Source organism: Sinomonas sp. P47F7 (assembly GCF_049332655.1).
Classification (GTDB): Bacteria; Actinomycetota; Actinomycetes; order Actinomycetales; family Micrococcaceae; genus Sinomonas.
Genome location: NZ_CP186327.1, coordinates 619229 through 631840 on the forward strand (window position 1 = coordinate 619229; position 12612 = coordinate 631840).

Below are 12612 nucleotides of genomic sequence, written 5' to 3' on the forward strand. Positions count from 1 at the left end.
CGTCGTCAGCTCACGAGCTGCGGGTAGTGGCGACGCGCGGTCTCCGGGTGGGCGCGGAGCCAACCCTTGAGCACGTTGGCACCGTAGGAGGCGAGCATGGGGTTGCTCGGGTCGTCGGAGACGCCCCGGGCCTCGGCGGCGAGCTCGGCCGGGAGCTGGACCTTGTCGATCACGGCGTCGAGCCGCGGCGACCAGAAGAACGGCACCGAATAGCGGTCCACGCCGGCGGGCGGGGCCGTGACGCGGTGGATGGTCGCCATGAGGTAGCCGTCGGTGGCGACCTCGAGCATCTCGCCGAGGTTCACCACGAGCGCTCCAGGAGTCGGCGGGACGTCGATCCACTCGGTCTGGCCGTACGGCTTGACCTCGAGGCCGCCCACGGAGTCCTGGAGGAGGAGCGTCACGAAGCCGTAGTCCGCGTGGGAGCCCACGCCCTGCTTGCCGGCCTCGGGGACCACCCCGCCGCCCACGTAGTGCACGAGCTTCCCCATCCACGCCGGCGTGCCGGCGAACGCGTGGTCGAAGTGGTTCTCGGGGAGCCCGATCGCCACGGAGATCGCGGAGAGGAGCTCCGCCCCGACGAGGGACATGAGCTCGGCCCAGTCCATCGCAGCCTTCTCGAGCTCCGGGAAGGCCGCCGGCCACTGGTTGTGGCCTTGGAGGCCGAGGTAGGGCTGGCCTGCCGGGACGGTGTCGAGCGGTTCGCGGTCGGGCCCGTAGTCGATCTGCTCGCGCGAGTCGGCGCGGCCCTGCGTGACCTCCTTGCCGAGCCGCGTATAGCCGCGGAACTGGGCGGAGGTGCGGTTGTCGAGGGCCAGACGGTCCTCGAGCGGGAGGCGGAAGAACTCAGCGACGGTGTCGAGGAGCTCCTGGTCCTGCCCCGGCCGGCCGCCGTAGCCGACCACCTGGAAGAAGCCGACGTTGTGGGCGGCGTCGCGCAGGGCGTCGAGGAACTCGGGGGTGAACTTGCCTGCGCTGTCCCTCGCGGTGGCGAGGTCCAGGACGGGGACCGATGTGCGTGGTGTGCTCATACCTCCAGCATGCTCCGGCTGCGCGCCGGAGCGTAACGTTCCGTCACAACGTCAGCCGATCGCGCTGCGGCGGCCCTCGAACGCGCGGCCCAGCGTGATCTCGTCCGCGTATTCGAGGTCGCCGCCCACCGGCAGGCCTGACGCAAGGCGCGTGACCTTGATGCCGATGCTCTGCAGCATCCGCGCGAGATATGTCGACGTGGCCTCGCCCTCGAGGTTCGGGTTGGTCGCGATGATGACCTCGGTGACGGCGTCGTCGTTGAGCCGGCCCAGGAGCTCGCGGATGCGCAGCTGGTCCGGGCCGATCCCCGCGATGGGGTTGATGGCCCCGCCGAGCACGTGGTACCGGCCGCGGTAAGCGCGCGTGCGCTCGACCGCGAGGACGTCCTTCGACTCCTCGACCACGCAGATCACGCTCGGGTCGCGCCGCGTGTCGCGGCAGATCGAGCAGGTCTCCTGCTCCGTGACGTTGCCGCAGATCTGGCAGAACTTGACGCGCTCCTTGACGGCGGTGATCGCGGCGACGAGTCGCTTCATATCGTCCGCGTCCGCCTCGAGGATGTGGAATGCGAGCCGCTGAGCCGACTTCGGTCCGATGCCGGGGAGTCTTCCGAGCTCGTCGATCAGGTCTTGGACTGCGCCTTCATACACCCCACCACGCTACCGCCTGCGGGGCGTTCTGACGTGGCACAGCGCCGTCAGCGGGGCGGGATGACCGTGCCGTCGTGGCTGCGTTCCTCGACGAGCTTGCCACCGAGGATGCGTTCGACCGCGGCTCGGCCGAACAGCCCCGACGCCTCGACCGTCTCGTCGTCCGCGCTCGGGATGTCCTCGACCACAGGGCGCGCCTGTGCGGGTTCCGGGGTGCTAGCCCGCCGGATCGCGGGCCCGCGATCCTGGGCGGCGCGCTGCGAGAGCCGCTGGTACATGCTGAGCGGCTTGCCACCGCCGGCCGCGGGGCCCGGCTCGCGCTCGGGCGCGGGCTGGGCGGGGGCCTGTGCTGGCCGTTGCGCGGGCGCCTGGGCTGTGGCGGGCGCGTACGACGGCGACGGCGGCTCCGGCGCCTGGGTCGCCTCTGGGCGGGGCGAGGGTTGTTCGGGCCCCGAGGTGTTCGGCTCCGAGCCGACCGACCAGACGCCGGGCGCGGATTCGCGGGCGTAAGTCCACGGATCGTTGGACGGCTTGCCCGAGGCGGACTTGTCGGAGGGGGACTTGCCCGAGGCGGGCTTGTCGGAGGCGGGCTTATCGGGGCCGGACTTACCGCGCCAGCCCTCGTCCTCGGGGAGCGGTTCGTCCCAGTCGGCGGGCGGCTCGTCGTCGGCGAAGGGGATATCGCCATACGGGTCCGAGGGTCCCATGCTGACGGATGCGGCCCGGTCCGGCTCCGGCGCCGTGGGCACTGTCGCGGGAGTGGCCGGCCTGGGTTCCGCGCGCGCCGCCTCTGGCGCCGTGGGCTGTGTCGAGGGAGTCGGGGGATTGGATTCCGCGGGCGCTTGCTCCGGGGCCGCGGGCACTGGCTTGGGTTCCGCCGGCGCTGGCTTGGGTCCCGCAAGCGTGTGGTGTTTCGATGTCGACGGGGTCGGCGCGGGTTGCTGCCGTGTTGACTGCTCCGGCTCGGACGGTGCGGGTGCGGAGGCGAGCCCCCACGCGATGTCCGCCGCGGATGGCGCAGGAGCCTCTTGCTGCGGCTCCGGGGTAGGGCTGGCTAGGGGCTCCGGGCTGGCTAGGGGCTCCGGGCTGGCTAGGGGCACCGGGCTGGCTACCGGCTCCGAGTCGGCTGGCGCGGACGTTGGGGGCTGGGCAGCCCTGTTTTCGGGCGCGGAAGGACGCTGGGGCGGGTCAGCCGGCGCTTTTGGGCTGGCCTCAGCCCCCCTCGCCGCGGCCGGTGAGGGGCCGTTGCCGCCCATCGTCGAGTCGATCTGCACGTCGGTGCCAAGTACCTGCTGGATCGCCCGCCGGACGTTGTCCGAGTGGTCGCCGCGCGAGAACGAGCCCGCCGAGCCCGAGTTCGCGAACGCGAGCGTGAGGGTCCGGCCGTCGAAGCCTGCGACGTTCGCGTTCTGGCTCACGAGGATCCACGTGAGGCGCTTGATGCTCGTGAGGGCCTCGAGGATCTCGGGCCACGCCCGGCGGAACATCTCGACGCTCCCGGCCCCGCCGGAGCTTCCGCTGGCGGGTGCAGGCGGCGCGGGTGCCGGCGCGTCGGGGGCCGGAGCCGGGGCCGGGGCCGGGGCCGCGGCCGGAACCTGGTCGGCCGGCACCTGGTCTGGCGAGCCCGGATGTCCGGGAACCGGCTCGGCCGGGGCCACTGGGGCGGGAGCGTGCTCCGCGGCCGGAGGCTCGGATCTCGGCGCCGCCTGAGGAGACTTCGGCTCTGCGGCGGCAGGAGCCGCAGGAGCCTCGGCGGCCCCCGTCGCCCGTGAGCCCTCAGTCGCCCGAGTGGCCTCCGGCGTCGAGGGCTCGGCCGGCGCGGAAGCGGGAGCGAGGGTGCCCGTGGCGCCCGCCCCGCCAGTCTCGCCGAACGCGAGGCGCCGCTCGAGCCGGTCGAGGCGCGCAGCGAGGCCCTGGTCGCCGTCGGCCGCGGGAAGCATGAGGCGCGCGCACAGGAGCTCGAGGTGGAGCCGGGGCGACGTCGCGCCGGTCATCTCGTTGAACGCGGCGTTCGTGACGTCGGCGGCGCGCGAGAGCTCGAACGCGCCGATCGACTGCGCCTGGGTGCGCATGCGGGCGAGCTGGTCGGCGGGCACGCCGCGCAGGATCGACTCGGCCGCGTCGGGCAGCGAGCGCACGATGATGAGGTCCCGAAATCGCTCGAGGAGGTCCTCGACGAAGCGCCGCGGATCGTGCCCCGTCTGGATGACGCGGTCCACGGCCCGGAACACCGTGGCCGAATCGCCCGCGGCCACGGCGTCCACGACGTCGTCGAGGAGCGCCGCGTGCGTGTAGCCGAGCAGCGCGACGGCGAGCTCGTAGTCGATCCCTCCGGTCCCCGCGCCGGCCATGAGCTGGTCCAGCACCGAGAGCGAGTCGCGCACGGATCCGCCGCCGGCGCGCACCACGAGCGAGAGGACGCCGGGCTCGACCGGCACATGCTCCGCCGCGCACAGCTGCTCGAGATACGCCATGAGCGGCTCGGGCGGCACGAGACGGAACGGGTAGTGGTGGGTGCGCGAACGGATCGTACCGATGACCTTGTCCGGCTCGGTCGTCGCGAAGATGAACTTGATGTGCTCCGGCGGCTCCTCGACGATCTTGAGGAGCGCGTTGAAGCCCGCCGACGTGACCATGTGGGCCTCGTCGATGATGAAGATCTTGTAGCGGTCGCGCACGGGGGCGAACGTCGCGCGCTCGCGGAGGTCCCGCGCGTCGTCCACGCCGCCGTGGCTCGCGGCGTCGATTTCGATGACGTCAAGCGAGCCGGCGCCGCCGCGCGCGAGCTCAACACAGCTGGGGCACACACCGCACGGTTCGGGCGTCGGGCCCTTTTCACAGTTGAGGCAGCGCGCGAGGATGCGGGCGGACGTCGTTTTGCCGCAGCCGCGCGGCCCGGAGAAGAGGTAGGCGTGGTTGACGCGGTCCTTCCGGAGCGCGGTCATGAGCGGCTCGGTGACATGCTCCTGCCCGATCACGTCCTGGAACGTGTCCGGCCGATACCGGCGATAGAGGGCAGTCGGAGAACTCACAGAGAAACCCTACCAATCCGGACCGACACCCAATGCGGGTTATCCACAGGTATGAAAAGGCCCCTCATGCACCCGCCAGAGCCCACCTACCCTTGCTACCTTCCGGTCCTGGGGGAGTTCAGCAGGATGACGCCACATGAGGGGCTGGATTCCATCTTAGCGGAGTTCGTTGGATGGCTCGAACCGGGAGGTCAGCTCCCGGAGGTCGCGCTCGGGCTCGGCGTGGTGCTCGGGCTCGGAGCCGGCGTGGTGGACTTCGGCTTCACGGGCGCCTTCTGGATGGCCTCCGCGAGCTTCTGGATTCCGGCGCCGTACGTCCCGTCGAGCGCGCGGTCCTTGATCGCGCGGGCGTCGGCGGCCTCTTGCGCCGAGGGTGCACCCGCGAGCGTCCAGAGGTCCTGGCGCAGCTTCTCCGGCAGCTTGCGGAACGCGCCCGGGTAGCGGTTGATGAGCGCCCGGGCCGCGGTCTGCGCGTGCTCGCCGTACGTGCCCTGCCCGTCCTGGCGGATCATGACCGCGAGCGCGCGCCGGAGCGCGGTTCGCGCCGGGTGCTTCGCGGCGGTGGACGCGGACGACGACGGCGAGGGAGTCGCCGCCGCGGCCGGCACCACGAACGCGGCTGGCTGGGCGACGTCGGCCTGGGCCGGGTTGCCTTCGGCCGCGGCGACGTCCGCGCTGAGCTCGTCGAGCGAGGTCAGGCTCGCAAGCGATTCGTCGCTCCCGGCCGTGTCCGCCGCAGCGCTCGCGGGCGCCTGCGTGCCCTGCGACTCGAGGGCGACGGCGATGCCCCCGCCCGCGAGGAGGGCCGCGGCGAGCGCCGAGGCGGCTCCGACTGCGATCCGACGTCCCGTGCGCTTCCGCGGGGGAGCGGCCCACGGGGTCTGGGTCGTGGTGTGGTCCATGGCTGGTCCTTTCACTGCGGGGACGTGCCCCTGGTTGTCCGGCCCGCCGCCGGCTCATGGCTTGATGCTCGCAACGGCTCGCAAGGGCCGTGTTCGGCCCATGTTCGAGGAATGTAAAGTCCTCAGCCGCGGGGCCCGCGCACGGGGTGGGCGCCGCCGTCGTGCGTTTGAATGGTGACGTGGAGAACTCGGGCGAGGGGCGCGGACTGGTGCTCGTGGTCGAGGACGAGCACGCGATCGCCGACCTCGAGCGCCTGTACTTGGCGCGGGCGGGCTTCGGCGTGCACGTGGAGCGCGACGGGACGATGGCCCTCGCGCGGATCCGGCAGCTCCGGCCGGTCGCGATCGTGCTCGACGTCGGGCTGCCGGGCCTCGACGGCGTCGAGATCTGCCGTCGCCTCCGCGAGGAGGACGATTGGACCCCGGTCCTCTTCGTCACGGCCCGCGACGATGAGGTGGACAGGGTCCTGGGCCTCGAGCTCGGGGCGGACGACTACCTCACCAAGCCGTTCTCGCCCCGCGAGCTCGTGGCCCGCGTCCGGAGCGTGCTGCGCCGCGCGGCAGGGCCGCAGGGTCCGCGGGTGCTGAGCGTGGGGCGGGTGCGGCTCGACCTCGGACGCCGCTCGGCCGAGGCGGATGGCCAGCCCGTGCAGCTCACCGCGATGGAGTTCGATCTCCTCGCGCACCTCATGTCGCAGCCCGGCCGGGTCTTCAGCCGCGAGCAGCTGCTCTCCGCGGTGTGGGGGCAGGCCGACTACGCGGGCGGGCGCACGGTCGACGTCCACGTCGCGCAGCTCCGCGCGAAGCTCGGGGACGCTAGCCCGCTTCGCACGACGCGCGGCGTCGGCTACAGCGCGTCTTCGGGTGGCAGGGCGGGACAGGGAGGGGCGTGAGCGCTATGAAGCACTGGCTGCGCTCCCTCTACGCCCGGGTCACGCTCGTGACGGCGGCCGTGGCCGCGGTCGCGACGCTCGTCGCGGGCCTCGTGGGCGCGCAGCTCATCCGGTCCGCGGCCGTCGACCAGGCGCGCGTGAGCCTCGCGCGCCAGGCCCAGGCGCTCAGCGCGTCCGGCTCGGTGACGGACCTCGCATCCCTCCGCGAGCTCGCCGTGGGCGAATCGGGCCGGATCGCGCTCGTGCAGGCCGACGGGAGCGTTACCGGCGCCGGCCGGCGCTTCGTGAGCCAGGCCGCCGTCAACAAGGTCCTCGCGAAGCAGTCGTTCTCTGAGACCGAGACCGTGAGCGGGACGCCGGTCGTGGTCGAGGCGCGGCCCCTAGCCTCGGGCGGCGGGCTCGTGCTCGTCGAGCCGGTGTCTGCCGTCAATCAGGCCGCTGGGCCGCTCGTCACGCGCCTTCTGTGGGCGCTTGCGCTCGGCTTCGCGTGCGCGGTGATCGGAGGCGCGCTCGTGGCGAGATGGGTAGCGAAGCCGCTGGTTCGGGTCGCGGCGGCGGCGCGGCGGCTCGCGGGCGGCGAGCGCGGCGTCGCGGTCGACGGCGGCGGCCCCACCGAGGTCACGCAGGTCTCCCGCGCACTCGAGGCGCTCGACGCCTCGCTCGCCGCGAGCGAGGGCCGCCAGCGGGAGTTCCTGCTGTCCGTCTCGCACGAGATGCGGACGCCGCTCACGGCCTTGCGCGGCTACGCGGAGGCCCTGGCCGACGGCGTGATCCCCGCCGAGGACGTGCGCCGCGTCGGCAAGACGCTCGGCGCCGAGACGGAGCGGCTCGACCACTTCGTCCGGGACCTGCTCGAGCTCGCGCGGCTCGAGGCGGACGATTTCCGGCTTGACTTCCAGAGCGTCGACGCCGCCGAGATCCTGACCGCGGTCGTGACGGCGTGGCGGGGCGTGTGGGAGCCCGCGGGTGTCGCGGCCCGCGCCGACGTCATGGGGCCGCTCGTCGTCGTGACGGACGCACGGCGCCTGCGACAGCTGCTCGACGGACTCGTCGAGAATGCGCTGCGGGTCGCGCCGACCGGGGCGCCCGTGGTTGTTGCGGGGCGGAGCGAGCCGGGCGCCGTGGTCATCGAAGTGCGCGACGGCGGTCCCGGGCTCAGCGACGACGACCTCGCCCACGCGTTCGTGCGGGGCGCGCTGCGTGCCCGATACGCGGGGGAGCGGCCCGTGGGCACCGGGCTCGGCCTCTCGATCGCCCACCGTCTCGCCGGCCGACTCGGCGCCGCGTTGACGGCGGGGCGTGCACCCGAGGGCGGCGCGTGCTTCTCGCTCAGGCTCCCCGTCGCGGGGGAGGCGGGTTCGGGGGCTCGCGGCTAGGCTCCGGGGCTCGCGGTCGATCGCCCTGCCCGGGCCGCCGCCCTGCCCGGGCGGTAGCTCTGCCAGGGCCGCCGCTCTGCGCGGACCGGCCGCTCGCGATTCGGTGCACGCCCGAACCTCGGGTATCCTAGAGTCTGCTTTGCACGAGCCTGGCCCCTCTGGGTCGGCGTGAAGCGGGCAATGGAGGATTCGCCTAGCGGCCTATGGCGCACGCCTGGAACGCGTGTTGGGTTAACGCCCTCGGGGGTTCAAATCCCCCATCCTCCGCGTGTGTGATGAAGCGGGACATCCTTGACGGATGAGTCGCGACATCGGTAACACCCCCGGTCCTCGGACCGGGGGTGTTCTGTTTTTTCGGCGAGAAGGTAACTCGCCAGTGCTCAAATACCCACGAAAAGTGAATTGCTGTCTTCGCGAACGTGATTTCCGGGCGAACCTTTCGGCGATCACCTGTGAGATTCCTGCGAACCTGCGATACCTAGGACGTTCGGCCTAGCGGCACGGATCCGTGGCGGCGAAGAATGGTAGCCTGCGGGCGAGAAAAACCGCACACGAATTGATTGGGGACCGGACGTGGAGCGTTCGACAAATTCCGAAGACTGGCTTGACCGGCGCCGGCTCATCATAGGGATGGCGGCAGGATTCGGTACGGCCGTGTTCGCGGTCGCAGCCGCGCCGGCCTTTGCCGACCCGCCCTCAGCGGACACCGTGCGCGCGGACCCCAACGCGGTCCTCTCCTTCGAACGTGCGGACGTCAGCTCGATCCCCGCGGGCAACCACTCAGGAGCTGTCGTCGTCGCGTCGTCGGATCTCCCGCGGCCCACTGAGGGCATGCTGTACGCTCCGCTCGAGACGCTCGTCCCGACCTCCGCGTTCGGCTACCGGATCAACCCCCTGACCGGCCAGCCGGGCGAGTTCCACTGGGGTCAGGACTTCGCGGGCGCGGCCGGCACGCGCGTCTACTCGGCCGACGCCGGCGTGGTCCGGGCCGCGGGTTGGCATCCGTGGGGCGGGGGGAACCGGGTCGAGATCGACCACGGCAACGGCCTTGTCACGACGTACAACCACATGCAGGCCATCGCCGTGAAGACGGGTGATTCCGTCTCCGTGAGCCAAGTGGTGGGCCTCGTCGGCCAGACCGGCTCAGCGACCGGGCCTCACCTGCACTTCGAGACGCATCTGAACAAGGTCTACAAGGATCCGACGCTGTGGCAGTTCATTCCGATCAAGCAGACGGACGCCGTCGGAACGCTCACGCTCGCGGACTACTCGCCCACCAACGGGCAGACGCCGGCCACGCAGAACTGGGACGTCCCCGGCCAGGCCGACGCCCCCGCAGCCGGCGAGACCGTTACGCGAGCCCCGGCTCCGTCGCCCGCCCCGGCGGCACCCGCGCCGACGGCAACCCCGAGCACCACGCCGCCGAGCCCAACGCCGGCCCCGTCGTCGTCGAGCACGTCGACGAGCAAGCCCACGCCGTCCCCGACGGCGACGCCGACTCCCACCGCTACGCCCACGCCGTCCCCGACGGCGACGCCGACCCCCACCGCAACGCCGACCCCGACGGCCACGGCAACCTCGACGTCGTCGCCCGCGCCGGCGGCAACGGCCTCGCCGACGCCGACGCCCTCGGCAACGGCGTCGCCGACCGCCTCGCCCACCGTGAAGCCCGCGGTGGCGCCCACCGCGTCGCCGAGCCCAACGCCGACCCCGAGCCCCACGAACACGGCCCACTAGACTGGGCGAGTGAGCCTGTATGACATTCCCTTGACCCTCAACGACGGCACCGAGACGGCGTTCGGCCAGTACGCAGGGCAGGCCGTCCTCGTGGTCAACGTCGCGTCTAAGTGCGGCTTCACGCCTCAGTACGAGGGGCTCGAGGCGCTGTACGAGGAGCTCCGCGAGCGTGGCCTCGTGATCCTCGGCGTCCCGTGCAATCAGTTCGCGGGCCAGGAACCGGGGACTGATACCGAGATCGAGGAGTTCTGCCGCCTCACGTACGGCGTCTCGTTCCCGCTCACGGCGAAGGCCGACGTCCTCGGGGCCCGGCAGCATCCTCTCTACGCGGAGCTCACGCGTTTCCCCGCGGGCGACGAGCACGGCGACAAGGTCAGGTGGAACTTCGAGAAGTTCCTCGTGAGCCCTGCGGGCGAGATCGTGGGGCGCTTCCGTTCGACGGTGACCCCGGACGCGCCCGAACTTCGCGACGCGATCGAGCAGGCGCTCCCGGTCAGCGCCTCGCTCTAGCCCAGGCGCGGGCGACGGCGTCGATCGCCTCTGCGTAGATCGCGCCCCAGTCGGCGCCCGGCTCCATGCTCGCGAGCTCAAGACTGACGAGGCCGTGCACCTGGCCCCAGATGACGAACACCGCCGTGTCGAGCGGGGCGTCGCGCAGGGCGCCCGATCGTTGCCCCGCCGCGATGGCTTCCCGGAGGGGCGCCATCGACGCGTCCGCGATCTCGGGAGTCGGAGCGACGGCGCTGCGCTCGCCGGGCCGCCCGGCCGAGCCGAACATGAGCCGGTACAGCGCCGGATGGGCGAGTGCCCACTCGCGGTAGGCGACCCCCAAAGCCTGGAGGCCGCCGCCGGCCGCTGCCCGCTGGGACTGCCCGAAGGACGTGAAGCCGCCGTCCACCACCGCCTTGAGGAGTTCGGCCTTGCCGCCGAAGAGCGAATAGACCGCGGTCGTCGAGGTTTCCGCGCCCGCCGCGACCTCGCGGAGCGTCACGCGGGCCGGGCCTTCGCGGTCCACGAGCTCGGCGGCGACGTCGAGGAGTCGGGTTCGGACGGCATCGTCGTGCACAACGGGTCTTGCCATGCGCCCCAGCATATCGTAACGTCGTTACGTAACAATGTTTTGAAACTCTGGAAAGGAAAAGCCATGGCTCAGGAAGCTTTCCCCGGGCGGTTCACGGCCGGGCCGGAGGGTGACGTGACGGTGTTCCTCATCGGCATGCGAGCGAACCGTTGGTGGAAGATCGGGACGGTCATGCGTGTGGCCGCGGCGATGCCGCGCATGCTTCGATACCTCGCGACCACACCCGAGGCCGGACTGCTCGGCTACCACCAGTGGCTCGGCCGGACCACGGTCCTCGTGAGCTATTGGCGCAGCCCCGAGCACCTCATGCGTTTCGCCGCGAACCGCGACGCGCCGCACCTCGGTCCGTGGCGGGATTTCATGAAGACGGTTGCGGAGACCGGCAACGTCGGCGTGTGGCACGAGACCTACTCCGTCCCGGCGTCCGGCGTCGAGACCGTCTACAGCGGGATGCCGCTCTTCGGCCTCGCGAAGGCGACCACCCACGTGCCGGTCGGGCACGGGCTCAACACCGCCAAGCAGCGCTGGGCCCACGTTGGCGGCGGGCGGAGCGCTCGGGCGAGCTAGCGCGCGCCGAGCAGGGCGTCCCGCCACTCGCGCAGGAAGGCCAGCCCGGCGTCGTCGTGAATAACCTCGGGGCCGAGCCCCAGGTAGCCCGCGGTGAGGATTTCGTAGGGCTTGTCGGGGACGCCGTCCTCGGGGCGCACGTCCACGTGCCGGACCTCGTGGTCGTTGTGGTGCAGCCAATCGGCCATGGCGTAGTCCGTGCGGGAATCACCCATGGTGAACCAGGCCTGCGGAACGATGCCGTCGCGCCGCAGGAGCTCGCAGGCACGGCTCGCACCGAGGTCCTTGCCGAGCCGCACCGACTCGATGTCGGTCGAGATGATCGTGGGGTCAATGCGGAAATCGAGCGAGTCGTCGTCGCCCGGTACATGGTGGTCGAGGCGCACGGCGCCGAGGCCCCGGCGCGACATCGCGGACATGGCGTCCATGTCGAACCGCTCCTGGACCTCCCGGTAGGTCACGTTGGCGATCTCGAGGCGCTGCTCGACCGAGACCATGGCCCGCTTCGTCTCGTCGAAGAACATGTAGTCGGAGTAGCCCGTGCTCACGAGGTCCCGCATATCGGCGGCGAACTCGCCCGGGACTGCGAGCTCGTGGTCAACGTGGACCGGCCCCGCGCCCGCCGACGTGTAGGAGAACCACGTGGCACCCTTCTCGCAGATCGCATGGACCCTGAGTCCGTCCGGCATCCCGGCGGCGAGCATCGGGTCCATGACCTGCCTCGCGATGAACGTGTCCGAACGCCCCGTATTGAACACAACCGGGATCCCGGACGAGCCGAGCTCGAGCAGGAGGCCGATGATTTCGGGGCGGACCGTGCGGCTCACGGGGCTCGCGATCGGGCCGTCGACGTCAAGGAGCAGTGCGTACGGGGGGTGGGTCTCCATGTGCCCATTCTGTCAGCCGCGGGGCGCCGCCGGGTCCCGTAGGGGACTCCCGCGAGGGTGCCGCGTAACCGTTCGGCCACAATCTGCCCTGCGTCGAATGTCCGCATGGTGGTAGGCGCGGGCTTGTTTACTCTAGTCGTGTGATCTTCAAAGCAGTGGGGGATGGGCGCCCCTACCCGGACCATGGGTACAACACGCCCAAGGATTGGGCCGCGCTTCCTCCGCGGGCCGTGCGGCTCGACGAGCTCGTCACCACGAAGCGCACGCTCGACCTCGAGGCCCTCCTGGCCGAGGACTCGACGTTCTTCGGCGACCTGTTCCCGCACGTCGTGCAGTACAAGGGCGTCCTGTATCTCGAGGACGGCCTCCACCGGGCGCTCCGGACGGCGCTCCACCAGCGCACGGCCATCCACGCCCGCGTCCTGGACCTTGACGCTTGATCCGAGGCCGCAACA

12 protein-coding genes, 1 tRNA gene and 1 other RNA gene are annotated in these 12612 nt (G+C 71.6%); 7 read left to right on the forward strand and 7 right to left on the reverse strand.

Annotated elements, in window-relative coordinates:
• Nucleotides 1-5: 5 nt before the first annotated feature.
• From ACOKR1_RS03060 to ACOKR1_RS03080, 5 genes are all read right to left on the reverse strand, one after another.
• The gene (locus tag ACOKR1_RS03060; protein ID WP_422935303.1) at nt 6-1031 is read right to left on the reverse strand and encodes an isopenicillin N synthase family dioxygenase; all 1026 of its coding nucleotides are present in this window, start codon (nt 1029-1031) and stop codon (nt 6-8) included.
• 51 nt (nt 1032-1082) lie between these two features.
• Complete coding sequence (recR, locus tag ACOKR1_RS03065; protein WP_422935304.1) at nt 1083-1682, reverse strand: recombination mediator RecR; 600 nt, start codon at nt 1680-1682, stop codon at nt 1083-1085.
• A gap of 47 nt (nt 1683-1729) precedes the next feature.
• The gene (locus tag ACOKR1_RS03070; protein WP_422935305.1) at nt 1730-4714 is read right to left on the reverse strand and encodes a DNA polymerase III subunit gamma and tau; all 2985 of its coding nucleotides are present in this window, start codon (nt 4712-4714) and stop codon (nt 1730-1732) included.
• A gap of 52 nt (nt 4715-4766) precedes the next feature.
• Nucleotides 4767-4863: signal recognition particle sRNA small type (gene ffs, locus ACOKR1_RS03075), an RNA gene on the reverse strand.
• Nucleotides 4864-4905: 42 nt separating this feature from the next.
• Nucleotides 4906-5616, reverse strand: a complete 711-nt coding sequence (locus tag ACOKR1_RS03080) for a hypothetical protein (RefSeq protein WP_422935306.1) — start codon at nt 5614-5616, stop codon at nt 4906-4908.
• Between the two features lie 179 nt (nt 5617-5795).
• Between ACOKR1_RS03080 and ACOKR1_RS03085 the strand changes: the two genes are divergently transcribed.
• The 5 genes from ACOKR1_RS03085 (at nt 5796) to ACOKR1_RS03105 (ending at nt 10132) form a co-directional block, all read left to right on the forward strand.
• Nucleotides 5796-6509: a response regulator transcription factor gene (locus ACOKR1_RS03085; RefSeq protein ID WP_422935307.1), complete on the forward strand. Its 714-nt coding sequence runs from the start codon at nt 5796-5798 to the stop codon at nt 6507-6509.
• A gap of 5 nt (nt 6510-6514) precedes the next feature.
• Nucleotides 6515-7885 (forward strand): sensor histidine kinase, encoded by a 1371-nt coding sequence (locus ACOKR1_RS03090; RefSeq protein ID WP_422936539.1) that lies wholly within the window; start codon nt 6515-6517, stop codon nt 7883-7885.
• Nucleotides 7886-8067: 182 nt separating this feature from the next.
• A tRNA-Ser gene (locus ACOKR1_RS03095) sits at nt 8068-8152 on the forward strand.
• A gap of 363 nt (nt 8153-8515) precedes the next feature.
• On the forward strand, nt 8516-9622 hold the full coding sequence (locus ACOKR1_RS03100; RefSeq protein WP_422935308.1) for a M23 family metallopeptidase: 1107 nt from the start codon (nt 8516-8518) through the stop codon (nt 9620-9622).
• Between the two features lie 9 nt (nt 9623-9631).
• Complete coding sequence (locus ACOKR1_RS03105) at nt 9632-10132, forward strand: glutathione peroxidase (protein WP_422935309.1); 501 nt, start codon at nt 9632-9634, stop codon at nt 10130-10132.
• Here the strand turns inward: ACOKR1_RS03105 and ACOKR1_RS03110 are convergent.
• Nucleotides 10116-10703, reverse strand: a complete 588-nt coding sequence (locus ACOKR1_RS03110) for a TetR/AcrR family transcriptional regulator (protein ID WP_422935310.1) — start codon at nt 10701-10703, stop codon at nt 10116-10118. The genes ACOKR1_RS03105 and ACOKR1_RS03110 overlap by 17 nt on opposite strands.
• Before the next feature lie 63 nt (nt 10704-10766).
• On the opposite strand from ACOKR1_RS03110, the gene ACOKR1_RS03115 reads away from it, so the two are divergent.
• Nucleotides 10767-11270, forward strand: a complete 504-nt coding sequence (locus tag ACOKR1_RS03115; protein WP_422935311.1) for a DUF4188 domain-containing protein — start codon at nt 10767-10769, stop codon at nt 11268-11270.
• On the opposite strand, the gene ACOKR1_RS03120 is transcribed toward ACOKR1_RS03115, so the two are convergent.
• The gene (locus tag ACOKR1_RS03120) at nt 11267-12157 is read right to left on the reverse strand and encodes a hypothetical protein (protein WP_422935312.1); all 891 of its coding nucleotides are present in this window, start codon (nt 12155-12157) and stop codon (nt 11267-11269) included. The genes ACOKR1_RS03115 and ACOKR1_RS03120 overlap by 4 nt on opposite strands.
• A 140-nt stretch (nt 12158-12297) precedes the next feature.
• Here ACOKR1_RS03120 and ACOKR1_RS03125 point away from each other — a divergent pair, with 140 nt between their 5' ends.
• Nucleotides 12298-12597, forward strand: a complete 300-nt coding sequence (locus ACOKR1_RS03125; RefSeq protein WP_415856147.1) for a type II toxin-antitoxin system VapB family antitoxin — start codon at nt 12298-12300, stop codon at nt 12595-12597.
• Nucleotides 12598-12612: the final 15 nt, after the last annotated feature.